Source organism: Sphingomonas sp. PL20 (genome assembly GCF_017875905.1).
GTDB classification, from domain to species: Bacteria; Pseudomonadota; Alphaproteobacteria; order Sphingomonadales; family Sphingomonadaceae; genus Sphingomonas; species Sphingomonas echinoides.
This window is the reverse complement of sequence record NZ_JAGINH010000002.1, coordinates 4,359,816-4,386,266: the sequence shown is the minus strand read 5'-3', so window position 1 is coordinate 4,386,266 and position 26,451 is coordinate 4,359,816. Positions and strand designations below refer to the sequence as shown.

The following is a 26,451-nucleotide window of genomic DNA, read 5'->3' as shown; positions in this document are numbered from 1 at the left end:
ACGATTCCGACGATGAAGAAGCCGCTGCTCGCTACGCTCCTGGGTGAACGTCAGCCCACCCCGCCGGTCTGGCTGATGCGCCAGGCAGGCCGATATCTCCCGGAATATCGGGCGCTCCGGGCAGAAAAGGGCGGGTTCCTCGCACTGGTAAACGACAGCCCCGCTGCGGCAGAGGTCACGATTCAACCGATCCGCCGGTTCGGCTTTGATGGCGCGATTCTGTTTTCGGACATTTTGATGGTGCCATCGGCGCTGGGTCAGGATCTCACCTTTGGGGTGGGCGAAGGCCCCGCACTGACACCACCGCTGCTCGATCATGCCCTGCAAGGCCTGCAGGCGGTCCCTGAGCGGCTTGAACCGGTTTACGAGACCGTGCGTCAGGTCGCGGCGGCGCTACCCCCCCAGACCACCTTCCTGGGCTTTGCGGGAAGCCCATGGACCGTTGCCACTTATATGGTTGCCGGACACGGGAGCCGCGACCAGGGCGAAACGCGGCGCTTCGCTTATGGCGATCCTGCGGCATTCGAAGAGATCGTTGCGGCGATCGCGACGTGCACCATCGAATATCTGTCGAAACAGATTGAGGCCGGCGTCGAGGCGGTGCAATTGTTCGACAGTTGGGCGGGCAGCCTCAGCCCGGCGCAATTCGAACGCTGGGTGATTGCGCCCAATGCTGCCATCGTCAGCGCGTTGCACGATCGTCATCCAGGTGTACCGGTGATCGGCTTTCCGAAGGGTGCGGGCGAGAAACTCCCAGCCTATGTCCGGGAAACCGGGGTCGATGCGGTCGGGCTCGATGAGACCATCGATCCCGAATGGGCCGCGGCAAGCCTGCCCAAGGATCTGCCCGTGCAAGGCAATCTCGATCCATTGGTGCTGATCGCGGGGGGCGCGGCGATGGAACAGGCCGCCGCACGCATACTTGCAGCCTTTGCCGATCGGCCCCATGTCTTCAATCTTGGGCACGGCATTTTGCAGGATACGCCGATTGCCCATGTCGAGCAGTTGCTCGCCTTTGTTCGGAGCGCTGGATGATTGGAATGCTCGGCAACGCCTATCTGTGGGTCAAGGCGGCGCATGTCATCTTCGTCGTGTTCTGGATGGCGGGCCTGTTCATGCTGCCGCGCTATCTCGTCTATCACCAGGAAGCGTTGGCCAGCGGCGGCATTGCGTCGCCCGAGGCTGCGTTATGGATCGATCGCGAGCGCAAGATCCGCACGATCATCCTGACCCCGTCGATGACGGTGGTGTGGATCCTCGGGCTGACGCTCGCCGCGAACGCCGGTCTGTTTTCCGGGCAACACGGGCTTGGCTGGCTGCATGTGAAGCTGGCGCTGGTTCTGATCCTCAGCGGCTATCATGGTTGGGCGGTGGGCTATGCCCGCAAACTCGCGGCCGGCAAGCCGACGCTGACCGGGCGGCAATTGCGCCTGATCAACGAAGTGCCTGCGGTTCTGGTCACCTTCATCGTGATACTGGCGATCGTGCAGCCGTTCTGAGGAGCCACGTCGCGCCTTGACGGGCGCGACCCGGCCTCGTATCTCTCCTGCGTGTCGCAATGCGGCGGGTCCACCCGTCCGGTCGCGGCCTCCTTCCTCAAGCATCGTCGCGTACCCTTCGCCGACCGAAGCTCCTTCCCCAGCATCCTTTATGCCCGGACGCCCGCAATGCATCTCAAAGACCTGAAGAACAAAAAGCCGGCCGAGCTGGTCGCGATGGCCGAAGAACTCGGCATCGAGAGCGCCTCGACGCTGCGCAAGCAGGATTTGATGTTTGCGATCCTCAAGGTCCAGGCCGAAGAGGGTGAGCAGATCATGGGGCTGGGCACGATCGAAGTGCTGCCCGATGGTTTCGGTTTCCTGCGCAGCCCCGAAGCCAATTATCTGGCCGGCCCGGACGACATCTACATTTCGCCCAACCAGGTCCGCAAATTCGGCCTGCGCACCGGCGACACGGTCGAGGGCGAAATTCGCGGGCCCAAGGATGGCGAGCGCTATTTCGCCTTGGTCAAACTGACCGCGGTCAATTTCGATGATCCCGAGGCGGTGCGCCACCGCGTCAATTTCGACAACCTCACCCCGCTCTACCCCGATGAGAAGCTGACGCTCGATCCGTCGGACCCGACGATCAAGGACAAGTCGGCACGGGTGATCGACATCATCTCGCCGCAGGGCAAGGGCCAGCGTACGCTGATCGTCGCGCCGCCACGCGTCGGCAAGACGGTGATGCTGCAGAACATCGCCAAGGCGATCACCGACAACCACCCCGAGGTGTTCCTGATCGTCCTGCTGATCGACGAACGCCCCGAGGAAGTCACCGACATGCAGCGCTCGGTCAAGGGCGAGGTGGTCAGCTCGACCTTCGACGAACCCGCCACGCGCCACGTACAAGTTGCTGAAATGGTGATCGAAAAGGCCAAGCGGCTGGTCGAGCATAAGAAGGACGTGGTGATCCTGCTCGACTCGATTACGCGTCTTGGCCGTGCCTACAACACCGTCGTGCCCTCGTCGGGCAAGGTGCTGACCGGCGGTGTCGACGCCAATGCGCTCCAGCGTCCGAAGCGTTTCTTCGGTGCCGCGCGCAACATCGAGGAAGGCGGCTCGCTCTCGATTATCGCGACCGCGCTGATCGATACCGGCAGCCGTATGGACGAAGTGATCTTCGAAGAATTCAAGGGCACGGGTAACTCGGAAATCGTGCTCGATCGCAAGGTCGCCGACAAGCGCATCTTCCCGGCGCTTGACGTCGGCAAGTCGGGCACGCGCAAGGAAGAGCTGCTGGTCGACCAGAGCAAGCTCTCCAAGATGTGGGTGCTGCGCCGCATCCTGATGCAGATGGGCACGATCGACTCGATGGAATTCCTGCTCGACAAGATGAAGAATTCCAAGACCAACGAAGATTTCTTCGACAGCATGAACCAGTAAGCGATGTCAGTCCGTCGGCGGGGTGCCGACGGACTCGCATCGGTTTGACCGACGGGCTAGGTCCGGTCGATGGTGTGGGCTGTGCTCCATGCCGCTTGGTGAGGGCAGCCCATGTTCAACATCGCAGACGTTTTCACCGCTGCCGGCCTGGCGACGCTTGGCCAGGTGATCCTGATCGACCTGATCTTTTCCGGCGACAATGCGATGGTGCTGGGCACCCTCGCCGCCGGCCTCCCCGCCAAGCAGCGCAAGCAAGTGCTCGCGCTCGGGGTGGTGATGGCGATGGTGTGCCTGATCGGCTTTGCGCTGATTGCGACGCAACTTTTGCATGTCGTCGGTTTGCTCTTGGCGGGCGGAATCCTGCTTCTGTGGGTCGCGTGGAAACTCTATCGCGAAATCGGTGCGACGGCCGAAGCGGCCAGTGGTGGCCATACAGCCTCGAAGCATCCCAAGACATTCGCGCAGGCGGCAATCCAGGTCGCAATTACTAATCTGTCGCTCAGTCTCGATAATGTCCTGGCCGTCGCGGGTGCCGCGCGCGAACATCCGGCGGTGCTGTTTTTTGGCCTGGCTTTGTCGGTGACGCTGATGGCGGTGGCGGCGAACTTCATCGCCCGCGTCATCGGGCGGTATCATTGGATCGCCTATATTGGCTTGGCCGTGATCCTCTTTGTCGCGGGCCGGATGATTTACGATGGCATCGTCGATCATGAAATCGGCGTGCTGCGGTTGCTCTTCTAAAGAAGCCGATCGCGCTGGTCGCGGCGTTCGAAATCGAGCAGCCAGCTTTTGGTCGCGGGCCCCGCTCCCGCTGAATAGGCACCGAGCGAACCGTCGGCATTGGTTACGCGGTGGCATGGCACGATGATCGGAAACGGGTTGCGCGCACAGGCCTGGCCGATCGCGCGTGGGCTCGACCCGATCGTTGCCGCAAGAGCGCCGTAGCTCAGCGTTTCCCCATAGCCGATCGCGATCATCGCATCGCGCAATATCTGGCCGCGTGGGGTACGCGCGACGGCGAGCGGCAGATGGAATGTGGTGCGCTCCCCGGCGAACCAGGCCTGGAGTTGATCGGCGGCGTCGCGCACGGGCGAGGAAGTGCCCGATGTTGGATTCCCCGCCGCCGCCTCGATTTCGACCGAGGTTATTGCGACCTCGTCGCCATAAATCGTGACAACACCGACAGGCGTTGCGATCCGGGCCATATCGCGCGCATACATAGCCAGAGTATGCAGCGCGGCGCAGGCCCGCTCAAGCGGAGAAGCGCGATGAAGATCAATGTCGAAGTCGATTGTACACCCGAAGAGGCGCGCCGCTTCATGGGCCTGCCCGATCTTGCACCGGTCCACGAAAAATATGTCGCGATGCTCACCGACGCGATGGATGGCGTGGTCGCACCCGATCTGCTCGACAATATGGTGCGGAGCTGGATGCCGATGAGCGATGCCGGCATGGGGATGTGGCGCAAGATGTTTGAAAGCGCGACCAAGTAATCCAGCCGTGACCAAGCGCGACACCATTTTTGCGACATCGAGCGGGGCACCGCCGGCCGCGATTGCAATTGTCCGGCTAAGCGGCCCGGAAGCCTTCGCGGTTGCGCAAGCAATCGCTGGACCATTGCCCTTGCCGCGCCGGGCAGCACTGCGCGCCCTTCACGATCCGCGAGACGGAAGCTTGCTCGATCGTGCGCTGGTCCTGGTGTTCCCGGGGCCACGGACTGCGACCGGGGAGGATGTTGTCGAATTGCAGATCCATGGCGGGCGCGCCGTGGTGCTCGCGGTGGAGGCTGCCCTCGCCGCGCAGCCGGGTATGCGCCATGCCGAGGCTGGCGAGTTTACGCGCCGTGCTCTCGAGAATGGGGTGATCGACCTGACCGAGGCGGAGGGCCTGGGAGACTTGCTGTCCGCGCAAACCGAGACGCAGCGGCGCGCGGCCTTGCGCATCGCCGAAGGCGGCCTGCGCGCCAATGTCGATCGCTGGACCGACCGTTTGATTGAGATCGCTGCCAGGGTCGAAGCGCAGCTGGACTTTTCTGACGAAGACGATGTTACCACGGAAAGCAGCGCGGAGATTGGTACGGCGATCGCGGCCACGGCGGCGGAAATTGCCCGCTTGCTCGCCGCCCCCCCGGTTGAGCGGCTGTATGACGGGATCCGCGTTGTCATCGCTGGGCCGCCCAATAGCGGAAAGTCGACATTGCTCAACGCGCTCACCGGTCGCGAGGTCGCGATTGTGTCCGACATCTCCGGCACTACCCGCGACCGGATCGACGTTCCGGTCGAGCGCGGTGGGATAGCCTATCTTCTGACCGATACCGCCGGGCTCACCAGCACGCCGGGCGATGTGATCGAGCGCATCGGGATCGAGCGCGCGGCAGCAGCGATCGCAAGTGCCGACGTGGTTTTGTGGCTTGGGGACGACGCCCCGAGCGATCCTCATCATCTGCGTGTGCATGCGCGTGCGGATCTGGCGGATCGGGCGATGATGGTACCGGCCGATTGCGTGGTATCCTTGTCGGCCAAAACCGGGGATGGGCTCGAAGACCTGTGGGCGATCATCGCGGAAAGAGCGCGCGCCGTATTGCCGCAGGAAGATATGCTCACGACCAATCGCCGACAACGGGCGCTGTTGGCGGCATGCCTTGGGCATCTTCAGGCGGCGGGCGTGGACGATTTTCTGATCGTCGCTGAAGAGCTACGCGGAGCTCTCAAGGCGCTCGATGCCGTCGCCGGGCGAAGCGGAATCGGGAATGTGCTGGACGCGGTGTTTTCGCGTTTTTGCATCGGCAAATAATCGGACGTTCCACGTGGAACATGCGGCACCGCCTTTGACAGCGCGTCGCCCAAGACCTAGCGACAGCGTATGAGCAAATTCGATGTGATCGTCGTGGGCGGCGGACACGCCGGCACCGAGGCTGCAGCGGCGGCTGCACGCTGTGGCGCGCGCGTTGCCTTGATCAGCTTTGAGCCCGGCAAGATCGGCGCGATGTCGTGCAACCCGGCGATTGGCGGGCTCGGCAAAGGCCATTTGGTGCGAGAGGTTGACGCGTTTGATGGGCTGATCGCCCGCGCAGTCGATGCAGCCGGTATCCACTACCGCATGCTCAACCGCAGCAAGGGTGCCGCGGTGCGAGGCCCGCGAGTCCAGGCGGACCGGCGTCGCTACGCGGCTGCGATCCAATCCATGCTCAAGGCGCAGGAAGGGTTGGAAATCGTCGCCGGAGAGGTCGCGAGCTTGGTTGGGGCCGATCAGGGCACCGTAACAGGCGTACGGCTCGCTGACGGTCGCGTCCTTGCGGCGAGGGCGGTTGTGCTCGCAACCGGCACCTTTCTCGGTGGACGGATGTTTTGCGGTGAGCAGCGATCCGTTGGCGGGCGGATTGGCGAGGCCGCCGCTTCGATATTGGCGGAGCAACTCCGCGCTGCACAGCTGCCAATGGCGCGGTTGAAGACGGGCACCCCTCCCCGGCTCGATGGACGAACCATCGATTGGGCGCGCCTCGCGCAGCAGCCCAGCGATACCGATCCGTGGACGATGTCGCCGATGTCGCGGGCTCGTCCCCTGCCCCAGCTCCATTGTGCGATTACGCGCACCACCACGGACACCCACGCCATCATTCGCGGCGGGCTCGATCGCTCCCCCCTCTTTGGCGGTGACATTGCTGGTCAGGGGCCGCGCTATTGCCCCTCGATCGAGGACAAGATCCATCGCTTTGGCGACCGTGACGGCCACCAGATTTTCCTGGAGCCCGAGGGATTGGATGATGCGACGGTTTATCCCAACGGCATTTCCACCTCCCTCCCCGTTGATATTCAGGCGGCGATGATCGCCTCGATCCCCGGTCTGGAGCGGACGCGCATTGTCGCTCCCGGCTATGCGGTGGAATATGACCATATCGACCCTCGTGCGCTCTCCCCTACACTCGAAGTGCGCGCCATGCCGGGCTTGTTCTGTTGCGGCCAGATCAACGGTACAACCGGGTACGAGGAAGCTGCGGGCCAGGGTCTGATCGCTGGCCTTAATGCGGCGGCCCGCGCGCGCGGTACGGCTGCGATCATCCTCGATCGGGCGTCGAGCTATTTGGGCGTGATGGTCGACGATCTCGTTCTTCAAGGGATTACCGAACCCTATCGGATGCTCACCGCGCGAGCCGAATATCGCTTGCGCTTGCGCGCGGACAATGCCGAGACCCGGCTTGGTCCGCTCGCGGCCGATATCGGGTGTCTGGGGCCGGACCGATTGCGGCGGCTTGAGCAGCGGGCGCAGCAGCGCCTTATAGTGGAAACCCAACTCGCCGAGCCGATATCGAGTGATCGCTTGATCGCCCGCGGGGCATTGCTGCCAGCGGATCCGCACGCCCGCTCCGGGGACCAATGGCTGCGCGTGGCCGGGGTGGAGATTGCGATGCTGGTTCCTGAGCTGCTGGACAGCATCGAACCCGCATTGCTGGCCGAGCTCGCTGAAGACGCGCGCTACGCGCCCTATCTGCTACGCCAGGAAAGCGAGATTGCGGGCTTGCGCGCGCAGGACGATATCGCGATTCCCGCCACGCTCGACTTCGCGGCTATTCCGGGTCTTTCGACCGAGATGATTGAGCGTTTATCGAGCGCGCGGCCAGCAATGCTCGGCGCTGCAGGTCGTGTTCGCGGGATAACGCCGGCGGCTTTGACCGCGATCTTGCTGCATCTCCGGAGGAAAGCGGCGTGACCGAGGACGACGCGAAGGCGTGGGTGGCGGACCGCTTTGGCGCGGCGGGAGCGGCTGCGATGGCGTGTCTTGCAGACATTGTGCTGAACGAAACCCGCCAACAGAATCTGATCGCGCCTTCGACGATCGACTCGATATGGAGTCGCCATATCGTCGATTCGGCGCAATTGATTGGGTTTGCGGACGGCGAGAGTCGGGGGCGGTGGATCGACATTGGTAGCGGTGCTGGGTTTCCAGGGCTTGTCGTTGCCGCGCTGACGGAGCGTGAAGTCTGGCTGGTTGAGCCGCGGAAGCGTCGCGCCGCGTTTCTGGCCGAGACCGCGATCCGGCTCGGAATCGCCGATCGGACCCATATCGTAAGCGATCGAATCGAAAAAGTGCGCGAGAAGGCGAGCATTATTTCGGCGCGCGCGGTTGGCCCCTTGACCGAACTGTTCGCGTGGGCGAGGGATTGTTCGACCCCCGAGACGCGTTGGATTCTGCCCAAGGGGCGGTCCGCTCGCGACGAGGTGGCCACCGCCGAACAGGAATGGCATGGTGTGTTTCACGTGGAACATAGTCTTACCGATCCGGACTCGTTGATCGTTATCGCATCAGGGGTGTCACGCCGATGAACGTCATTGCCGTAGCGAACCAAAAGGGTGGCGTGGGCAAGACCACCACCGCCATCAATCTCGGCACCGCCCTGGCCGCGACGGGATTGCGCGTGCTGTTGCTCGATCTCGATCCGCAAGGGAATGCCTCGACGGGTCTTGGCATTGCACGGGCTGACCGGCACCATTCCACCTATGATATTTTGCTGGGTGAAACGACGATCGAAGCTGCGGCATTGCCAACGATCGTCCCCAAGCTCGACATCGTTCCCGCTACCGTCGATCTGTCGGGTGCCGAAATTGAGCTGGTCGAATATGAAGAACGCACGCATCGCTTGTCGCGAGCCCTGGCACGGTCCGATCATCGGTGGGACGTCGTCCTGATCGATTGCCCTCCCTCGCTCGGCTTGCTGACACTCAACGCGATGGTTGCCTCGAACTCGCTGCTAGTGCCGCTGCAATGCGAGTTTTTCGCTTTGGAAGGCCTCAGCCAATTGCTCAGCACGGTTGAGCGCATTCGCGAACGGTTCAATCCTGGCCTTTCGATCATGGGCGTCGCGCTGACGATGCACGATCGGCGCAACCGGCTGACCGACCAGGTCTCCAATGACGTTCGTGCGGTGCTGGGCGGGGTGGTGTTCGATACCGTGATCCCGCGCAACGTGCGCTTGTCCGAAGCGCCGAGCCATGGTCTGCCCGCGTTGATCTACGATTATCGCTGCCCGGGTTCGGAAGCCTATATCGCGCTGGCCCGCGAGTTGATCGCGCGGCTGCCCAATATCGAACCTCAACCTGCAAGGGCCGCATGACCGACTCGACCGCGCCGCAAAACGCTCCGCAGGCTCGTCCGAAGCCGCGCTCCGGCTTGGGCCGCGGGCTCAACGCGTTGATGGGCGATCTGGCCCGTGAAGAACCCGTTGGCGGCAGCAAGGAAACCTCGCCGGGGATTCGTTCGCTTCCGGTTGGATCGCTGACACCGCATCCGGGCCAGCCGCGGCGCCACTTTGACGAAGCGGCGCTTGAGGAACTGGCCCAGTCGATTGCACAACGCGGCGTGCTGCAACCGATTGTTGTACGGCCGCACGGCACGGGATATCAGATTGTCGCGGGCGAGCGGCGCTGGCGCGCGGCACAGCGCGCGCGGCTGCACGAAGTGCCCGTTATCGTGCGAGCGTTTGACGATACCGAGACGCTGGAAGTCGCGCTGGTCGAAAACATCCAGCGCCAGGATCTGAACGCGATCGAAGAAGCGGAAGCCTATCATCGGCTGATCGAAGACTTTGGCCACACGCAGGAGGCGCTGGGCAAGCTGGTCAACAAGTCGCGCAGCCATATCGCAAATCTGCTGCGACTGCTCGAACTGCCCTCCCCGATCCAGGAGCGCGTCGTCACCGGCACGCTGACCATGGGCCACGCGCGCGCGCTGATCGGGGCGGCTGATGTCGAGGCGCTTGCCGATCAGGTGGTCGCGCGGGGTCTGTCGGTGCGCGACACCGAGCGGCTTGCGCGCGCGGCGAAGCCAGCGCCGCGAAGCCATAGCAGCGATGGCGGCGGACGCGATCCTGATCTTGCCGCGCTCGAGCATCAGCTTGCGGATTTGCTCGGTCTGTCGGTGCGGGTGACCTATGGCGCGAAGGGCGGCACGCTCGTGCTATCCTATTCCACGCTCGATCAACTCGATATGGTGTGCCAGCGGCTCACCGGAGAACGGATTTAGCCCGGCTTATCCGCGCTGACGTGCCGCCATGCGCGCCACCGCGACCATGGCGGAATCGGCCAGCACCGGACCGGCATTTCCCGTCGCCATCGTCGCGCGCTCGGCGCGGCGGACGCGGTCGATCGCTTCGCTGATTTTCGGGGCTGACCAGATCTGCAGCGCCCGCGCGGTGGTCGCGCGTTCGCGAAAGAACACGCGTTCCATCACAGCATTGGCGCTCGCTCCCCCATCGATCTCGGCGCGCAGTTCGGCGAGTGTCATCAGCCGGCGTACGAGTTGCCGCAGCAGCGGGATCGGCGAGACCCCCGCAACCCCCAAGCGACTGAGCTCGTCCGCCAGGCGATCGGGGCCGCCGTCCACCGCAGCATCGATCGCGCGCGAAATTTCCGAATCCCCCAAATCGGCACCGACCGCATCGAGCGTCGCATCGTCGACTTCGCGCGGGCGTTCGGGTGCCGCGTCGAGATACAAAGCGATCTTTTCAAGCTCGCGCGTCATCACAGCACGATCCCCGCCTGCGGCCAGCGCGATACGCGCGGCAGTGCCACCCGTGGTCCGCAGCCCTTGCTCCCGCGCGATGCTGGCCGCGATCTTGTCGGCTTCCCCCGCTTCGGGCACATAAAAGACGCAGGCCATGGCGCGCGGACTGGCGGTCGCCAGTTTTACCAACGCCGACGACCCTTTTACCGATGGCGCGATCATCACCACCGGGTTGCCCGCGCGCTCGGCCGACAGCAACAGCGTGCAGGCTTCGACACAGTCCTCCCCTGCCCCCGCAATGCGGATATAGCGCGCGGTTCCGAACAGCGACATGGAGGCTGCTTCGTCGGCCAAACGACCGGGATTGCTCTTCAGGGCACCCGGTTCGAGATCGACACGCTCGGCATCGGGTCCCATAATCCGGCCAAGCCGTGCGGCGACGTCGCGCGCGCCGGCCTCATCCGGGCCGTGCAAAAGATACAGGCGAATATCGGCGTTGGTCGCCACGGCATCGATGGCGCGGGTCAACTGATTGAGGTTGGCCTTCATGCGCGCGCCCCGCACATCGGATCAGGGCTTTTCAGGCGCTGTTCGCTGCACATAGGTGGCGACGCGCGCGACGATCTGGTCGGCGACAATCCCCGAAAGGCGCTCGAGCGCGGTATTCTCGGCCGCGATCGTGGCATATTCGGAATTGACGACGTCGATCCCGGCGTCCGAACCCGATGCCGCATCCAGCAGGACCGCGCCGTTGTTCAAATCGATCAGCTGATAGCGTGCCCGCAAGGTCCGCCGCTCGCGCGAGATACTGTCGTCGCGGCGCACGCCGAGCCCGACGATCTTGTCGTCGAGCTTGATCTCAAGCCGATAGCGCGGCGTGGCCGAGGAATGCAGCCGATCCCGGAGTGCATTGGCCATCAGCCACCCGGCCTTGCCTTCGATCGGCGCGACATCGACTTCGGCCAGCGTGGTGGCAACCGCCCCCCCACTTCCGCCCGAATAGAGCGGATGCAACCCGCATCCCGACAGAGCGAGGCTAACCGCGGCAAGGGCGAGGGCGCGCTTCATGCGACGATATTCACGAGACGGTCTGGCACGACGATCACCTTTCGCGGCGCTTTGCCGTCAAGGATGCGGACGATCTTTTCAGAGCCCAGCGCGGCGGCCTCAATCTCCTCGCGCGGCAGGCCCTTGGCCAGAACGAGCGTATCGCGCAGCTTGCCGTTGATTTGGACAGCGACAGTGACTTCGTCCTCGATCAACAAGGCCGCGTCGACGGTTGGCCACGGGGCATCGGCGATCAGGCCGGGCTTGCCCGCCACGGACCAGGCTTCCTCGGCCAGATGCGGGGCCATCGGCGCGATCAGCCGCATCAGCGTGTCGATCGCGGTGTCGCGCGACGCCGAGGGCTCGGCCCGTTCGATCGCGTTGACCAGCTCATACAGCTTGGCGACCGCCTTGTTGAAGGCGAGCGCTTCGATATCGATGGCAATACCCGCGATCGTCTGGTGCAGCTTGCGCTCAAGCGCGATGTTGTCGGTTCCGGCCGCAAGCCCGCTGCGGTCGCCATCGAACAACCGCCACAGGCGCTGGATAAAGCGCCAGGATCCTTCGATCCCGGATTCGCTCCACGGCAAATCCCGTTCGGGGGGCGAATCCGACAGCATGAACCAGCGCGTGGCGTCGGCCCCATATTGGTCGACAATGCCGGTCGGATCGACGGTGTTCTTCTTCGATTTCGACATCTTCTCGACGCGGCCGACCGTCACGGCTTCGCCGGTCAAGCGCTCGACATAGCCGTCGCCGCGTTTTTCGATGTCGTCGAGCGACAACCAGCGCTGCTTGGTGATCGAATCGACGCCGTCGCTGCCAAGTTCGGTGATCTGGCGGCTATAGGTTTCGTACGTCACCATGCCCTGGGTGAACAGCCCGGCAAAGGGTTCGGCAATGTCGAGCATCCCGATGTGCCGCAGCGCGCGCGTCCAGAAGCGCGCGTAGAGCAGATGCAGAATCGCATGTTCGACGCCGCCAATATATTGCGCGACCGGCAGCCATTGCTCGGCTACCGTGCGATCGAACGGCTTGTCCTTGGGCTGGCTGGCGAAGCGGATGAAATACCAGGACGAATCGACGAAGGTGTCGAGCGTATCGGTCTCGCGCCGCGCCGCCGCGCCGCACGATGGACAGGCCACGTGCTTCCACGTCGGGTGGCGATCGAGCGGATTGCCGGGAATGTCGAAGGTCACGTCTTCGGGCAGGATCACCGGCAACTGGTCCTTGGGCACCGGCACCGCACCACAGGCGTCGCAATGGATGATCGGGATTGGCGTGCCCCAATAGCGCTGGCGGCTGACGCCCCAGTCGCGCAGGCGGAACACGGTCGAGCCGGTCCCCCAGCCCTCCCCCTCAGCCCGCTGGATCACCGCGCGCTTGGCATCCTCAATGTCCATACCGTCGAGGAAGTGGGAATTCACCAGCGTGCCCGGCCCGGTATAAGCGGTGTCGCCGACGAAGGTGGGATCGGTGTCGTCGCCATCGGACACGACTCGGCGGACTGGCAGATGGTATTTGCGCGCAAAGTCCATGTCGCGCTGATCGTGCGCGGGAACGCCGAACACGGCCCCTGTCCCATAGTCCATCAGCACGAAATTGGCGATGTAGACGGGCAGTTGGATCGTCGGGTCGAACGGGTGAGCCGCCGTCAGCCCGGTGTCGAAACCGAGCTTTTCCTGCGTCTCCAGTTCCGCCGCAGTCGTCCCGCCGCGTTTGCACAAGGCGATGAAGTCGGTCGCGGCCGAATCGCGCTCAGCCAGCGCTTGCGCAATCGGATGGTCGGCGGCGACGGCGACGAAGCTCGCGCCGAAGATCGTGTCGGGGCGCGTGGTGAAGACCTCGACCGCACCGCCATCGGACAGCGCAAAGCGGAATTGCAGCCCCTGGCTGCGACCGATCCAGTTTTCCTGCATCAGCCGGACCTTGTCGGGCCAATGTTCGAGGCCGCCCAGTCCTTCGAGCAGTTCGTCGGCGAAATCGGTGATCTTGAGGAACCACTGCGACAGCTTGCGCCGCTCGACCAACGCGCCCGAGCGCCAGCCGCGCCCGTCGATGACTTGCTCATTGGCGAGCACGGTCATGTCGACCGGGTCCCAATTGACCGAGCTTTCCTTGCGATAGACCAGGCCGTGCGCGAACAGGTCCAGGAACAGCGCTTGTTCGTGCCCGTAATAATCCGGCTCGCACGTCGCCAGCTCGCGCGTCCAGTCGAGCGCGAAGCCCAGCCGTTTGAGCTGTGCCTTCATCGTCGCGATATTGTCGCGGGTCCAGCCGCCGGGGTGAACACCCTTTTCCATCGCGGCATTTTCGGCCGGCATGCCGAAGGCGTCCCACCCCATCGGGTGGAGCACTTCCATGCCTGTCATCCGGCGATAGCGCGCCAGCACGTCGCCCATCGTATAGTTGCGGACATGGCCCATATGGATCCGCCCCGAAGGATACGGAAACATTTCAAGAACATAGGAGCGCGGTTTGGGGGAATCGTCGCGTGCGGCGAAGGTGCGGGCGTCGTCCCACACCTTCTGCCATGCCGCGTCCGCCTTCAGCGCGTTGAAGCGTGACGCCATGAGGGGCTGGATCCTACTGGGCTACGGCAGCGCGACGCAGGTCACGCGCCTTGGTCAGGATGATATCCTCCAGCTTCTGCACCGTGGAGGCTTCGACCGGGGCCGCAACCCACTGTCCGCCTTGATTGACCTGGCGCAGCGCGGCGACGCGGAGGCCATCGGCGCGAAGATCCTGGTCGAGGATCGTGACGGTGACCTTGATCCGCTCGGCGGGGGCTGCCGGATTGATGTACCAATCGGTCACGATCACGCCGCCGTTGGAATCGGTCTGCAGCAGCGGCATGAAGCTCAGCGTATCGAGGCTGGCGCGCCACAGATAGGCGTTGACGCCGATCGTGGTCACTTTCGAAGCGGCGAGATCGGCGCTTTGCGGCCGGGCACGCTTATGGGCGCAGGCCCCCAGCGACAAAGAGGCGGCAAGAGCGAACGAAACCACGATCGCGGTGCGTGGGCGGCGGGTCATCGGCGGTTCCTGAACAAAACTGGGTGTTGGGGGACGTCGGTATCTATAGAATGTCTCGCGCGTGCCGCAAGCGACACGTCCAGCGCCGCCGGGGGAGCCGTGCTGTGTGTCCTTCGTGACACTCTCTCGAGAAATTGAGTCAAGATAGTGGCGGTACGCAATTGAATCGTGATAGGCGCGTTGTCACATGACGGTGCCAAACAGGCGCTGGAAGAGGGGCCTTGCGTGTTTTCTGCTCGTTGGATGTCCGGGATTGCTACGGGGGCGCTTGTCGCCCTCGGCATCGCTGTGGCTCCCGCAGTTGGCGCAAGCGACATGCCCGGCGTACGCCCTGCACCCAAGCATAACGCTTTGGCAGTGCGGGGGATCGGTTCCTTTACGCCAGCCTCGGCGGATCCAAGGCTCGCCGCTTTGTTCGCCCGTGGCGGGCTGGACACGAGCGGCTTTCGCTTCACCCCGTCGGATGGCCGACGCGATGGATCGCATGCGGTGACGGTTGCGATTCGGGCGCGGTCGGCGCGCGGAACGACGGTGGTCGATCGCAGCGCACCTGTCCCCGCCGCAACAGTCAATCTTACGCCAATTGCCTATAATCTCGGCGTCGCCGTTGGCTGGAAACGCTTCGCGCTTTCGGGCGATGTGTCGAAGGTCGATCTGGCGGGGCTGCCGGGTGGCCGTGAGTCGGCTGAAGTCGGGGTCAGCTATACCGGCAATCGTTTCACCGGTCGCGTAAAGGCCGGGGCGGATCGTCCGCTTGCGGGCACGCCCAAGCTGACCGAAGATGCACCGGCCTATTCGATCGACGTTGGTGGTTCCTATTCGCTGACTCGCCGTCTCGATGTGACTGCGGGCGTTCGGTATAAAGATGAGCGCGAGCGCCTGATCACCCAGCCGAACACCGATAGCGGCCGTCGTGACAGCCAGGCTGTGTATATCGGAACGGCCTTCCGCTTCTAAACTCTGCCGGGGCGAAGGGGCGTGAGCCCGTCAATCGCCGCCCAACCAACAAAGCCAAGCTGTTTCAGGCCCCGGAATCGCCGGACCGTGACGCCGCCCAGCGCGATCGCGGGAAGGCCAACCGCGCGCGAGATCTGCGCCGCACGCACCGGCCCGAGCGCGCGGGCACCCGGATGGGTGCGCGTCGGGTAGACCGGCGATACCAAAATGGCATGGGCTCCGGCCCGCCGCGCTGCCATCCCTTCGCGCACCGAATGCGCCGCGCCCAAATGGACCGGCTGCCGATTGGCTCCAGCGCGCACCAGCACCAGGCCACGCCGCCGCGCGATGGTCGCGATGCGGTTGAACGTCGCGATCCGCGCTGCCTCGGGGGTGGCGAAATGACGGAAGACGACGCCACTGCCGCGCGGCAGCGCCGCAAGCGCCGCCCATAACGCCTCGCCCATCCGCTCGTCGGTCATCAACCACAGCTTGGGCAGTGCGCGTTCGCTTATGGGGTGACGAAGGGCCATGTCGCCGCCTATAGCGCCGGCAATGGCCATCGACGACCCCACCGCACCCGCGCAAGCGCTCGCTTCCGTTAAGACGACGATCGCCCGCGCCGCCGCGCTTGCCGACCGTAAACCCGATGCGGTGACGCTGATCGCAATTTCAAAAACCAAATCCGCCGCAGAGATTGCGCCCTTGCTAGCCGCAGGACAGCGCGTTTTTGGCGAAAATCGCGTGCAGGAAGCGCAGGACAAATGGCCTGCGCTACGCGCGGCGTTCCCGGACATCGCGCTGCACCTGGTTGGGCAGTTGCAGTCGAACAAGGCCGAGGATGCGGTCGCCTTGTTCGACGCGATCCATTCGGTCGACCGCCCTTCCCTCATCACCGCGCTCGCCCGCGCGGTGGAGCGGCAGGGTCGCCGCCCAACCTGCTTTGTCCAAGTCAATATCGGGGACGAAGCGCAAAAGGGTGGTTGCGCGATCGACCAGCTCCCGGCCCTGCTCGAGGCGGCGCGCGCGGCGGATTTGCCGATCGGCGGGCTGATGGCGGTGCCGCCGGCCGACACCGAGGCTGCGCCCTATTTCGCGTTGCTTGCCAAGCTCGCGCGCGACCACGGCCTTGACGGTCTCAGCATGGGCATGTCGGGGGATTATGAGACGGCGGTGATGCTGGGGGCGACGCATGTTCGCATTGGCAGCGCCTTATTTGGAGCGCGTGCATGACCTTCGATGGCATTATTTTCGACTTTGACGGTGTCCTGATCGAAAGCGAAGCGGTCGGCAATCGCCAGATCGCGGCCTATCTGACGAGCATCGGCCATCCTACGACGCCTGAGGATTCCTTTGCCAATTTCATGGGGTTGTCGGGTGCGTCCTTCATCGGCGCGGTCGAAAACTGGATCGGCCGGTCGCTGCCGGAAGACTTTCACGCAGCGCGCCGAATCGAGGATCAACGCGCGATGCATGAGGGCGTTGATGCAGTCGAGGGTGCGGTCAAGTTCGTGCTTGGCCTGCCCGACGCCTTGCCCAAGGCGATCGCCTCGTCGAGCACGACCGCCTGGATCACGCGGCACCTCGAGCATATCGGTCTGCGCGACGTGTTTGGCGACCGGATCTTTTCGGGCAAGGAGCATGTCACCCGTGGCAAGCCTGCGCCCGATATCTATCTCCACGCCGCCCAGGCGCTCGGTATCGACATTGCGCGGGCGGTGATCGTCGAGGATTCGCCCGTCGGCGCGACCGGTGCCGTGGCTTCGGGGGCGCATGTCATCGGGTTTGTCGGTGCGACGCATTGTGGCCCCGATCACGCCGCCAAATTGCGCTCGATCGGCGTCCATGATGTGGCCGAGACCTTCGATGAAATCGCGGCGCTGATCGCCTAAAATTGGTGGCCGGTGCGGTCGCGCTTGGTCGCCAGATAGCGTTCGTTATGCGGGTTGGCGGGCAGGATGTGCGGCACGCGCTCGACCACCGCGATTCCGGCGGCCTCGAGTTGCGCGACCTTTTGCGGGTTGTTGGTCAGCAACCGCACTGACCGTTGGCCTAGCAAGTCGAGCATCCGCGCTGCCACCGCGAAATTGCGCGAATCGACGGCAAAGCCCAGCCGCGTATTGGCATCGACGGTATCGAACCCCTGATCCTGCAGCGCATAGGCGCGCAATTTGTTGATCAGGCCAATCCCGCGCCCTTCCTGGCGCAGATACAGGATCATGCCCCAGCCACTCGCCGCGACGGCATCGATCGCGGCATGGAGTTGTGGCCCGCAATCGCATTTCAGGCTGCCAAGCATGTCGCCGGTCAGGCATTCGCTATGCAGCCGCACGAGCGGGGGGCGACCATCGGGCTTGCCAATCAACAGCGCGATATGTTCGCCGGGCATTTCGGGTGTCCGAAAGGCGACGATCTCGGCGTCCTCGGCACCGACGACGGGCAGATGCGCGCGCGTCGCGATCGTCAGGCGTGCGGCATTTTCATGGGCGTCGATGTCGCCCGGTGTAAGCACCAGCGCCGCCGATTCGCCCGGCAATACGAAGAAGGCGGGTAGCATCCCGGCGATGCGGGCGAGGCGCAGCGCCGCCGCGCCCGCATCGCGCTCGACCAGACAGTGCGCGCGGAACGGACCCTTCATGGGGACTTGAAGGTCAAATTGCGGGTCGGCCAGCGCGGTCGCGGTCGCGAAATCGAGCCAGGGCGCGCGTTCGATCAGCACGGGCGAATCGGGCGCGGCGGCGTCGCGCTGATTGGCGAGCGTCAGGGTCGCTGCGCGTCCGGCGGACAGCAACAGGCTTGCCGCTCCACCTGGGCCAAACGCGGCCAGCCGAGCAGGGTCGGCGGTTTCGATCGGCAGCAGCGCCAAGGTGCCGTCCTGCCCGGCAAGCGCGATCGGCCAGCCCCGCCGCAGGGCATCGATGGCGAGCGCGGTCTTGTGCGGATCGTTCAAATGTCGAACTCAGTCATGATCGGAACATGGTCCGACGGTTTCAGCCAGCTACGGCACTCTTCATACACATGGTGCCGCCGGGCCTTTGCGGCAACATCGGCGGTCGCCCACATATGGTCGAGCCGCCGCCCGCGATCGTTGACGGTCCAATCGGCCGAGCGATAGCTCCACCAGGTGTGGAGCCGCGCCGGTGCCGGGAAGAAGTGCCGCCCCAGATCGACCCAGCTGTTCGACGCCTTGAGCCGCTCGAGCGCAGCAACCTCGATTGGCGTATGGCTGACGACGTTCAGCAATTGCTTGTGGCTCCACACATCCGCCTCAAGCGGCGCGATGTTGAGATCGCCAACCAGCAGCGTCGGCACCGCAAGCGATTCGGACCAGCGCGTCATCCGTTCCAGAAAATCGAGCTTCTGGCCGAATTTGGGATTGGCTTCGCGATCGGGCACGTCGCCGCCGGCCGGGACATAGACATTTTCGATCCGCATGCCCGATTCGAGCCGCACCCCGACATGGCGCGCCTCGCGGTTCGCCTGCCAGTCGAAGCGGTCGTCCTCGACCAGCGGCACTTTCGAGAGAATCGCGACCCCGTGGTGCATCCGCTGCCCGTGCAGCACGATATGGCGATAGCCGAGCGCGCGGAACGCCGCAGTCGGAAAGTCCTGATCGATCACCTTGGTTTCCTGCAGGCACAGGATATCGGGGGCGGATTCGCGCAGGAACTTCTCGACGATTTCGATGCGGAACCGAACCGAGTTGATGTTCCACGAAACAATCTTGAGCGAAGCGGTCATCATCCTGCTCTAGCGAGGCGCGGCAGGCCACGCCAGCCGCCATCCCCCGGCATGGAAAGGCCCTCGCTCCGGGGGCATGGAGCGAGGGCCGACCTAGCGTTCGTCACGCAGGCGGGAAGCGAAGGTTCGGGTAACAGGGGGAAATCCCGAACGTCCTCATCCGCAAAACCGTCTTTATGCGCCGCAACCTGTCGCCAATATGAATGAAAGCTATTTTTTGCCGGTCGGGCGCACCGGATCGCGCCATTGGAAGGCATTGTCGGCGACGGGCGCGTTGAAACGCTGGTTCGACAGCCGGATCGTCGTGCGATTGTTCTGCGAATCGAGCGCAACCCACCCTTGCAGCATCAGCCCGCCCGGTGCCGTCGCGTTGCGCGCGAACACCAGGCTGATCCGGCCATATTCGGGATGCTTCGGGTCCGCCGCATCGACGGCGATTACATTGGGATTGTCGGTCGCGACGACCGTGGCGATCTTGCTCATGTCGCGCGAGGGATCAAGCAGGATGCCGAGCGGGGAACCGGCGATCGGCCAGCGTTGCTTCTGCGCGACCGAATAATCGAGAAACCACAAAGACTTGCCGTCACTGACGATCAGGATCGGCACGCCTTTTTCATATTGAAAGCGGATCTTGCCCGGCTTTTTCAGTGTCAGCACGCCGGTCAGCAGTTTGCCCGATCGGTCGGTCTGGGTGAAGGTCGCGGTCATGCTTTCGACGGCGCGCAAATGGTTTTGCACATGGGCCAAGTCGTTGACCGGGGCGGCCGCCACCAGAGCGGGAAGGGCGAGCAAGGCCAAAGCAGGTTTGAACTGGTTGAACACACATATCTCCTGACCGGGCGACCTAAAGCGCGACCGGCTTGAACCCGCTCTGAACACGCGCCTTAGACGGGATTGCCGTCGCGGTCGCGCAGCACTTCGCGGCGGCCGACATGATCGGGGCGACCGACGATATTGTCTTTCTCCATCCGCTCGATCAGTCGCGCCGCGCTGTTATAGCCAACGCGCAGCTGGCGTTGCAGCCACGAGGTGGAGGCTTTCTGGCTTTCCACCACCAGCTGGATCGCCGCGCGATATTGCTGATCCTCGGCCGAATCCTCGCCAATCGGCGCACCGTCGAGCGCGAAGCCATCCTCCGGCTCCTCGGTTACGGCATTGTTATAGTCGGGCCGCCCTTGCGCGCGCCAGTGATCGGCGACCGCGCGGACTTCGTCATCGGACACGAACGGCCCGTGCACGCGGACGATGCCCTTGCCGCCGGGCATATACAGCATGTCGCCCTTGCCCAGCAGCTGCTCGGCCCCCTGCTCGCCCAAAATGGTGCGCGAATCGATTTTGGAGGTGACGTGGAAGCTGATTCGCGTCGGCAAATTGGCCTTGATCACGCCGGTGATGACGTCGACCGACGGGCGCTGCGTTGCCATGATCAAGTGGATGCCCGCCGCGCGCGCCTTTTGCGCCAGGCGCTGGATCAGGAATTCGACTTCCTTGCCCGCCGTCATCATCAAATCGGCAAGCTCGTCGACGATCACTACGATCTGCGGCAGCACCTGATAATCGAGCGTTTCCTCTTCATAGATCGGCGCGCCGGTAACGGGTTCATAGCCGGTCTGCACCTTGCGCCCGAGCGGCTGGCCCTTGGCCTTGGCCGCGCGGACCTTGTCGTTGAAGCTGGCGAGGCTGCGCACGCCGAGCGAGGACATTTGCCGGTAGCGGTCCTCCATCTGCTCGACCGTCCATTTGAGCGCGCGCACCGCCTTGGCTGGATCGGTCACCACCGGGGCATAGAGGTGGGGAATGTCCTCATACATGCTCAGTTCGAGCATCTTGGGATCGATCATGATCATCCGGCACTCTTCGGGCTTGAGCCGATAGAGCAGCGACAGGATCATGCAGTTGAGCCCGACCGACTTGCCCGAGCCGGTCGTACCCGCGACCAGCAAATGCGGCATCGGGGCGAGGTCGGCGATAACGGGGTCGCCCGCGATATTCTTGCCCAGCACCAGCGACAACGCGCCCGGCTGATCGTCCAGCGAATCGATCAACTCGCGCAAGCCCACCGTCTCCCGCCGCGCATTGGGCAGCTCGATACCGATAACGGTGCGGCCCGGAATGGTCGCCACGCGCGCCGACACCGCCGACATATTGCGCGCGATATCGTCCGCCAACTGGATCACGCGGCTGGCCTTGATGCCCGCCGCCGGTTCCAGCTCGTACATCGTCACCACTGGGCCCGGTCGCACATTGATGATCGACCCCTTGACGTGGAAGTCGCTCAGCACCGTCTCCAGCAGCCGCGCATTGCGGTCGAGCGCGACCTTGTCGATCGGCCCACCAACCGAGGGCGGGGTCGGCTTGAGCAAATCGACCGAGGGCAAATGCGATTTGTCGCCGAAATCGAGCGAGGTCTGCTTCTCGCGGGGTTTGGCGGTGGTGACCGGCGTCATTTGCCGTTCCGAAATCACCGGTCCGGGTCGAACGTCGGGCGTCGCCACCGCGCGTGGCATTGGCAGCTTGCGCGGCGATTCGGGCACGAATCGTTCGGGTTCGATTTCGGCGGTCGCGCGCCGGTCGGTCAGCCGCTTCGGCGCGCGCGGTGCGCGCACGGGTCGTTCGGCCATGTCGATGGTGAAGCTATAGGCCCATAGCGCGACCCCGGCGAGGCCGATGATCGCAGCGGCACCGCGCGTCGTCCACAACACTGCCGCGCTATTGCCGATCAGCGCGATTGCCGCGCGGAGCAGGTCCGACACGGCAAGACCGATCACCCCGCCCCACCCGGCCGGCAACCACGCCACCGCCGCGCCCGATACCAGCGCGAACGCGGTGCCGAGCAATCCGATGCCGCCCAACGCGCTGAGCAGCATCCGCTGCCAGCGGCCAACCGGCACGTCGCGCCACAATCGCAGCGCGATCAGCAACACCGTCGGCAGCACCAGCGCGATTCCCGGACCCAACAGCCAGAAAGCCGCGTCGGCGACCACCGCCCCGCCCCGCCCGAGCCAGTTGCGCGCCGGACCAGCCGACGCCGTGTTGAGCGAGGGATCGCTGGCATGGTAACTCGCCAGCGCGACCACGATCAGCGCGACCAGCGCGACCAGTGTGATCGCGGCGATCAACGCGCCGCTGCGCACCGCGCCGGCCCGGACGGTTTCACGCCACAACGGTGGCTGCGCGCGGCTCGCCATGCTTTCCAAATCCCAAATGTTCGCTGTCTGTCCCGTGGAATCATCGCGCGCGCGGGGCGTGGCGTCAAGGCTGGAGCGGTTGGCGAAGCCGTTGGCACGCCCCGGTCGAAGCGCTACAGCAAGCTATGAACCAAGCAGACGTCATCATTCTCGGCGGCGGGCTCGTCGGCAGCGCGCTCGCCGTGGCGCTCGACCGGCACGGGCTCAGCGCCATCGTCATCGACATTGCCGATCCCGAGGTGATCCTCGCCGCCGGCTTTGACGGCCGCGCTTCAGCGATTGCCGGTGCACCGTGGCGGATGCTCGGCGCGATCGGGGTGGCCGATCGTCTTGGCGCATTCGCCTGCCCGATTGCGGGGATCCGCGTGAGCGATGGACTGGAGCCTGGTGTGCTCGATTTCGAGCCTGATGCGGGCGAGGACGCGCTCGGCCATATGGTCGAGAATCGGCGGTTGCGCGCGGCGTTGTTCGAAGCAGCATCGGCGGCCCCGCTGGTCGACGTGCGGATGAAAACGCGCGCGGTCGCGGTCGATCGCGGTGAACACGGCGTCACCGTCACGCTCGATTCGGGCGCGGTCATCACCGCGCCATTGCTGATCGCGGCGGAAGGCCGCAATTCGCCGACGCGCGAGGCAGCGGGTCTGCGGGTCGCGCGCTGGAGCTATGACAATGCCGCGATCGTCACGTCGCTGCACCATGAACACCCCCACGAAAACATCGCCTTCGAGATCTTCTATCCCGACGGTCCGTTCGCCATCCTTCCGCTCAACGATGATGAACGGGGCCACCGCTCGTGCATCGTGTGGTCGGTCACGCGCGATCAGGCACCGGGGATGATGAAGTTGTCCGATCGCGGCTGGCTGGCCGAGGCGGACAAGCGCATCGGTGGCTTTCTCGGCAAGCTCGGTCCGCTTGGCAACCGGATGAGCTATCCGCTCGGCTTTCACCATGCCGCCAAGATCGTGTCGAACCGGCTGGCGCTGGTCGGCGATGCCGCGCACGGGATCCATCCGATCGCGGGCCAGGGCGTCAATGTCGGGTTCCGCGACGTGGCGACGCTGGTCGAAGTGCTGGTCGAGGGCAAGCGCACCGGGCTCGATCTCGGCGATCCGCAACTCCTCGCGCGTTATGATCGCTGGCGCAGCCTCGACACCTTCATGGTGGCCGCCGCGACCGATGGGTTGACGCGGTTGTTCGGCGTGCCGGGCAAAACCGCCAATGCGGTGCGGCGCTTCGGCCTGTCGGCGGTGCAGCACATGCCGCCGCTGAAGCGCCGCTTCATCGCGGAGGCGCGTGGCGAGAGCGGCGATGTGCCGAAGTTGCTCCAGGGGATGACGGTTTAGCTTCAGGCGGCAGCGCACGCTGGTGCGTTGATTGGGTTGGCGCGGAGGCGCGGAGAGAATCCCCTTCTTAGCAGATCTCTGCTACCCCATACCGTTCCTTGGCTCAGGCTCTCGCGGGGGTAGCGTTAGGCAAGTGACGCGCACCCTCTCTGCGTCCTCCGCGCCTCCGCGCGAACACACATCCACCGATATCCCGCAGCGCGACGATCAGTTGCGCACATCCCCGGCGCCGGTCGGCGGCGCACTGGCGGTAGCTGCGATACGCTCGCTTTCGCGGCCAATTCGCCGCTGCGTATCGATCTGCACCACCGCTGCCGCCTTTTTCGGGTCGAACAGCGTCGCGAAGAACATCCCGATCATCATCGCAGCACCGCCGATGCGGCCTTTGCGCTTGGCCTTGCTCATTGCGCGTGCCCCTATTGCAGCGTCACCGATTCCTCGCCGTCATGCCGCCCGAAAAACTGCATAAGCTGGATGATCAATTCGGCGCGATTCTCAATGCTGCCCGCTTCGAGCAACCCCTGCTTTGCCGCCACATCGAAGGGCGCGATCTGCGCGATGCCGTTGACGAGCGATTCGTCGTCGAGCCGCGTCACTGCGTCCCAATCGACCGCATAGCCCTGCGCATCGGCAAAAGCGCGCGATTCGCTCTCCAGCGCGGAGCGGCGCGAGAGCGACAGTATTTCGGGGGTGGCGGGGGCAGCGATCAGCTCGGCCTCGACCTGGCGGAACGCGGTTGCCACGTCCAGTTCGCGCACGATGCGGAACAGCGACAGCCCTTCGAGGATGAGGTTGTAGCGGCCGTCCTCGCTCGCCTCGAACTCGGCGATCTTGCCGACGCAACCAATGTCGAACAAAGCGGGCTTGTCGGCGCGACCGCCGGCACCCGCGGGAAGATTGGGGCGCGGCTGCACCATGCCGATTCGGCGGTCGCGCGCCATCGCGTCGGAAATCATCGCGCGGTAGCGCGGCTCAAAGATGTGCAGCGGCAAATGCATCCTCGGGAAGAGCAACGCCCCTGCCAGCGGGAAGATCGAGAGCCGCGTCGTCGTCACCCGAACAGGATCGCGGATAGCTTGCGCCGCTGCGCCGACACCCAGGGATCTTCCAACCCGACAACTTCGAACAGCTTGAGCAACTGCGTCCGCGCGGCCCCTTCGTTCCAACTGCGATCATCGGCAATCATCGCCAGCAGCGTTGCCGCAGCCCCATCGCGGTCGCCCGCCGCCATCTGACCACCGGCCAGGGCGAAGCGCTTGTCGAAATCTTGCGGGTTGGCGGCGACTTCGGCGGCAAGCCCGGCGAGATCGTCAACCGGCCTGGCCTCGCGCGCCAGCGCAAGTGCGCTGCGCGCGCGCTCGATCTCGGGCAGCTTGGCAATCTCTTCGGGCAGCGCCGCGATCGCCGCTTCGGCGGCATCGGTCTGCTTGTCGGCGACCAGCGCGCGGACCATGCCCGACAGGACGGCGGGATGCTCGGGGGCCATTTCGGCGAGCTGCGCGAACACGCTGACGGCGCGCGCCGCGTCGCCTTCGACCAGCACTTGCTCGCCCATCGCGATCAGCGGTTCGAGCTCGGCTTCCAGGCTCGCCTCGGGGCTTTCGATCGGCAGCTGCTTCAGAATCTGGTCGAGCATCGTGCGCAACTGCGTTTCGCTGCGCGCCGGCGTCAGATCGGCGACCAATTGCCCCTGGAACATGGCATAGACGGTCGGGATCGACTTGATCTGGAATTGCGCGGCGATGAACTGGTTCTTGTCGGTGTCGATCTTGGCCAGCACCACGCCCTTGTCGGCATAAGCGGCGGCGACCTTTTCGAGCAGCGGGGTCAGCGCCTTGCACGGCCCGCACCATTCCGCCCAGAAATCGATGATCACCAATTTGGTCATCGACGGTTCGACGACGTCGCGGCGGAAGCTCTCCACGGCGTCGCGTTCGGCGCTGCTCATACCAAGGGTAGCCAAGTGTCGCTCCAATCCAGTGTGCCCGGCCTTATGTGGTTGCTCGGGCCGCGAAGCCAACCCTTTTCGCACGATCGGGGCAGCGAATGCACTTTGCTGCGATAAGGGGGTTGCCGAGCGTGAATGTCGCTGTTAGAGCCCGCCGCCTTACCTGCCCAGTCAGCGACGGATTGGGCCGTAACGCCAGAGCGGGCGTAGCTCAGGGGTAGAGCACAACCTTGCCAAGGTTGGGGTCGAGGGTTCGAATCCCTTCGCCCGCTCCAGTTTCTTTAGAAGAAACAGCGACTTACAGCGTAAGTCGCCCAACCACGAAAGCAGTGACGGGGCGATGGTCCGCACTTGGTCCGCACCGAGGCCGGGCGCTCCATTTGTGCCAAGACCGGCGTTGGCGGTAATCTAATCTTGTCCGGTGAAGCGCTCCCATCCCGAATCGACGGGCATCCGCGGAACCCTCGCCCTTGGCAGGCGATGGAGCAGGCGTCGAATTCCCCGAGCATCAGGGCTCGCCGGTCCGCCCTTTGCCGGATTCGAATTTTTCCAACAGCAGTATTTGGCCGTTACGCGACAGGCAGGACGAGCGGACGGTAATGACGCTTTCGTTCAGCGGACCTGAATGGACCGGCGGGTGTCGACCAGATATCGCCGTTCCTGCGTGACGGCGCGAACGTCCGGATCTGACAGGAGCCGCCGACCGACCGTCATGAAGCTGCCTGCAGTCGCCCCAATGTCGGCCGTCCCGCCGATCGCGACAGCCTCCTGAAACCGGTCACTTCAAGCAC

At 64.4% G+C, this 26,451-nt stretch carries 27 protein-coding genes and 1 tRNA gene; 15 read left to right on the top strand and 13 right to left on the bottom strand.

Features of this window, described 5'->3' with window-relative positions; all coding sequences use genetic code 11:
* Positions 1–12: 12 nt before the first annotated feature.
* The 4 genes from hemE to H4W01_RS20725 all read left to right on the top strand — a co-directional run bounded on the left by hemE (position 13) and on the right by H4W01_RS20725 (position 3,665).
* Positions 13–1,035, top strand: coding sequence for a uroporphyrinogen decarboxylase (gene hemE / locus H4W01_RS20740; protein ID WP_209612998.1), 1,023 nt, complete (start codon positions 13–15; stop codon positions 1,033–1,035).
* Positions 1,032–1,499, top strand: a complete 468-nt coding sequence (locus H4W01_RS20735; RefSeq protein ID WP_209612997.1) for a CopD family protein — start codon at positions 1,032–1,034, stop codon at positions 1,497–1,499. Before hemE ends, H4W01_RS20735 begins: the two co-directional genes overlap by 4 nt.
* Before the next feature lie 168 nt (positions 1,500–1,667).
* Positions 1,668–2,924 (top strand): transcription termination factor Rho, encoded by a 1,257-nt coding sequence (gene rho / locus H4W01_RS20730; protein WP_010405952.1) that lies wholly within the window; start codon positions 1,668–1,670, stop codon positions 2,922–2,924.
* Between the two features lie 111 nt (positions 2,925–3,035).
* On the top strand, positions 3,036–3,665 hold the full coding sequence (locus H4W01_RS20725) for a YjbE family putative metal transport protein (RefSeq protein WP_209612996.1): 630 nt from the start codon (positions 3,036–3,038) through the stop codon (positions 3,663–3,665).
* Here H4W01_RS20725 and H4W01_RS20720 read toward each other — a convergent pair.
* A complete protein-coding gene (locus H4W01_RS20720; RefSeq protein ID WP_209612995.1) occupies positions 3,662–4,144 on the bottom strand; it encodes a methylated-DNA--[protein]-cysteine S-methyltransferase in 483 nt (160 codons plus the stop codon). The genes H4W01_RS20725 and H4W01_RS20720 overlap by 4 nt on opposite strands.
* A gap of 48 nt (positions 4,145–4,192) precedes the next feature.
* On the opposite strand from H4W01_RS20720, the gene H4W01_RS20715 reads away from it, so the two are divergent.
* The 6 genes from H4W01_RS20715 to H4W01_RS20690 all read left to right on the top strand — a co-directional run bounded on the left by H4W01_RS20715 (position 4,193) and on the right by H4W01_RS20690 (position 9,941).
* Positions 4,193–4,417, top strand: a complete 225-nt coding sequence (locus H4W01_RS20715; protein WP_010405948.1) for a DUF6489 family protein — start codon at positions 4,193–4,195, stop codon at positions 4,415–4,417.
* 7 nt (positions 4,418–4,424) lie between these two features.
* Positions 4,425–5,717 carry a tRNA uridine-5-carboxymethylaminomethyl(34) synthesis GTPase MnmE gene (gene mnmE, locus H4W01_RS20710; RefSeq protein WP_209612994.1) on the top strand — a complete coding sequence of 431 codons (1,293 nt, stop codon included), beginning with the start codon at positions 4,425–4,427 and terminating at the stop codon, positions 5,715–5,717.
* Positions 5,718–5,786: 69 nt separating this feature from the next.
* Positions 5,787–7,631, top strand: a complete 1,845-nt coding sequence (gene mnmG, locus H4W01_RS20705; RefSeq protein WP_209612993.1) for a tRNA uridine-5-carboxymethylaminomethyl(34) synthesis enzyme MnmG — start codon at positions 5,787–5,789, stop codon at positions 7,629–7,631.
* The gene (gene rsmG / locus H4W01_RS20700; RefSeq protein ID WP_209612992.1) at positions 7,628–8,245 is read left to right on the top strand and encodes a 16S rRNA (guanine(527)-N(7))-methyltransferase RsmG; all 618 of its coding nucleotides are present in this window, start codon (positions 7,628–7,630) and stop codon (positions 8,243–8,245) included. The genes mnmG and rsmG overlap by 4 nt, the downstream gene beginning before the upstream one ends.
* A complete protein-coding gene (locus tag H4W01_RS20695; RefSeq protein ID WP_010405944.1) occupies positions 8,242–9,033 on the top strand; it encodes a ParA family protein in 792 nt (263 codons plus the stop codon). The genes rsmG and H4W01_RS20695 overlap by 4 nt, the downstream gene beginning before the upstream one ends.
* Complete coding sequence (locus H4W01_RS20690; RefSeq protein WP_010405943.1) at positions 9,030–9,941, top strand: ParB/RepB/Spo0J family partition protein; 912 nt, start codon at positions 9,030–9,032, stop codon at positions 9,939–9,941. The genes H4W01_RS20695 and H4W01_RS20690 overlap by 4 nt, the downstream gene beginning before the upstream one ends.
* A gap of 6 nt (positions 9,942–9,947) precedes the next feature.
* Here H4W01_RS20690 and H4W01_RS20685 read toward each other — a convergent pair whose 3' ends face one another.
* From H4W01_RS20685 to H4W01_RS20670, 4 genes are read right to left on the bottom strand one after another with little or no spacing between them, the layout of a single operon-like run.
* Positions 9,948–10,970: a DNA polymerase III subunit delta gene (locus H4W01_RS20685; RefSeq protein ID WP_209612991.1), complete on the bottom strand. Its 1,023-nt coding sequence runs from the start codon at positions 10,968–10,970 to the stop codon at positions 9,948–9,950.
* Positions 10,971–10,991: 21 nt separating this feature from the next.
* Complete coding sequence (gene lptE / locus H4W01_RS20680; protein ID WP_209612990.1) at positions 10,992–11,489, bottom strand: LPS assembly lipoprotein LptE; 498 nt, start codon at positions 11,487–11,489, stop codon at positions 10,992–10,994.
* Positions 11,486–14,041 carry a leucine--tRNA ligase gene (leuS, locus tag H4W01_RS20675; protein WP_209612989.1) on the bottom strand — a complete coding sequence of 852 codons (2,556 nt, stop codon included), beginning with the start codon at positions 14,039–14,041 and terminating at the stop codon, positions 11,486–11,488. Before leuS ends, lptE begins: the two co-directional genes overlap by 4 nt.
* A gap of 13 nt (positions 14,042–14,054) precedes the next feature.
* Positions 14,055–14,504, bottom strand: a complete 450-nt coding sequence (locus tag H4W01_RS20670; protein ID WP_010405938.1) for a DUF3576 domain-containing protein — start codon at positions 14,502–14,504, stop codon at positions 14,055–14,057.
* Positions 14,505–14,747: 243 nt separating this feature from the next.
* Between H4W01_RS20670 and H4W01_RS20665 the strand changes: the two genes are divergently transcribed.
* Positions 14,748–15,461: a porin gene (locus tag H4W01_RS20665; RefSeq protein WP_029622748.1), complete on the top strand. Its 714-nt coding sequence runs from the start codon at positions 14,748–14,750 to the stop codon at positions 15,459–15,461.
* Here the strand turns inward: H4W01_RS20665 and H4W01_RS20660 are convergent.
* Positions 15,458–16,003 carry a thiamine phosphate synthase gene (locus H4W01_RS20660; protein ID WP_010405935.1) on the bottom strand — a complete coding sequence of 182 codons (546 nt, stop codon included), beginning with the start codon at positions 16,001–16,003 and terminating at the stop codon, positions 15,458–15,460. The two genes, H4W01_RS20665 and H4W01_RS20660, sit on opposite strands and share 4 nt — an antisense overlap.
* On the opposite strand from H4W01_RS20660, the gene H4W01_RS20655 reads away from it, so the two are divergent.
* Together H4W01_RS20655 and H4W01_RS20650 are read left to right on the top strand one after the other, a co-directional pair.
* On the top strand, positions 15,996–16,673 hold the full coding sequence (locus H4W01_RS20655; RefSeq protein ID WP_209612988.1) for a YggS family pyridoxal phosphate-dependent enzyme: 678 nt from the start codon (positions 15,996–15,998) through the stop codon (positions 16,671–16,673). The genes H4W01_RS20660 and H4W01_RS20655 overlap by 8 nt on opposite strands.
* Entirely contained in the window at positions 16,670–17,332 is a 663-nt protein-coding gene (locus tag H4W01_RS20650; RefSeq protein WP_010405932.1) for an HAD family hydrolase, read from the top strand. Before H4W01_RS20655 ends, H4W01_RS20650 begins: the two co-directional genes overlap by 4 nt.
* Here the strand turns inward: H4W01_RS20650 and ribA are convergent.
* The 4 genes from ribA to H4W01_RS20630 all read right to left on the bottom strand — a co-directional run bounded on the left by ribA (position 17,329) and on the right by H4W01_RS20630 (position 22,369).
* Positions 17,329–18,390: a GTP cyclohydrolase II gene (gene ribA / locus H4W01_RS20645; RefSeq protein ID WP_209612987.1), complete on the bottom strand. Its 1,062-nt coding sequence runs from the start codon at positions 18,388–18,390 to the stop codon at positions 17,329–17,331. The genes H4W01_RS20650 and ribA overlap by 4 nt on opposite strands.
* Positions 18,387–19,181 (bottom strand): exodeoxyribonuclease III, encoded by a 795-nt coding sequence (locus H4W01_RS20640; RefSeq protein ID WP_209612986.1) that lies wholly within the window; start codon positions 19,179–19,181, stop codon positions 18,387–18,389. The genes ribA and H4W01_RS20640 overlap by 4 nt, the downstream gene beginning before the upstream one ends.
* A 210-nt stretch (positions 19,182–19,391) precedes the next feature.
* Entirely contained in the window at positions 19,392–20,003 is a 612-nt protein-coding gene (locus H4W01_RS20635; RefSeq protein WP_010405927.1) for a LolA family protein, read from the bottom strand.
* Between the two features lie 62 nt (positions 20,004–20,065).
* Positions 20,066–22,369 (bottom strand): DNA translocase FtsK, encoded by a 2,304-nt coding sequence (locus tag H4W01_RS20630; RefSeq protein WP_010405925.1) that lies wholly within the window; start codon positions 22,367–22,369, stop codon positions 20,066–20,068.
* Positions 22,370–22,494: 125 nt separating this feature from the next.
* Here H4W01_RS20630 and H4W01_RS20625 point away from each other — a divergent pair, with 125 nt between their 5' ends.
* On the top strand, positions 22,495–23,712 hold the full coding sequence (locus tag H4W01_RS20625) for a UbiH/UbiF/VisC/COQ6 family ubiquinone biosynthesis hydroxylase (protein WP_209612985.1): 1,218 nt from the start codon (positions 22,495–22,497) through the stop codon (positions 23,710–23,712).
* A gap of 207 nt (positions 23,713–23,919) precedes the next feature.
* Here the strand turns inward: H4W01_RS20625 and H4W01_RS20620 are convergent, their stop codons facing one another.
* From H4W01_RS20620 to H4W01_RS20610, 3 genes are read right to left on the bottom strand one after another with little or no spacing between them, the layout of a single operon-like run.
* The gene (locus tag H4W01_RS20620; RefSeq protein WP_209612984.1) at positions 23,920–24,117 is read right to left on the bottom strand and encodes a hypothetical protein; all 198 of its coding nucleotides are present in this window, start codon (positions 24,115–24,117) and stop codon (positions 23,920–23,922) included.
* An 11-nt stretch (positions 24,118–24,128) separates the two neighbouring features.
* Positions 24,129–24,767: an LON peptidase substrate-binding domain-containing protein gene (locus H4W01_RS20615; RefSeq protein ID WP_209612983.1), complete on the bottom strand. Its 639-nt coding sequence runs from the start codon at positions 24,765–24,767 to the stop codon at positions 24,129–24,131.
* Positions 24,764–25,660: a tetratricopeptide repeat protein gene (locus tag H4W01_RS20610; RefSeq protein ID WP_010405919.1), complete on the bottom strand. Its 897-nt coding sequence runs from the start codon at positions 25,658–25,660 to the stop codon at positions 24,764–24,766. Before H4W01_RS20610 ends, H4W01_RS20615 begins: the two co-directional genes overlap by 4 nt.
* 200 nt (positions 25,661–25,860) lie before the next feature.
* Between H4W01_RS20610 and H4W01_RS20605 the strand changes: the two genes are divergently transcribed.
* Positions 25,861–25,935, top strand: a tRNA-Gly gene (locus tag H4W01_RS20605).
* Positions 25,936–26,451: the final 516 nt, after the last annotated feature.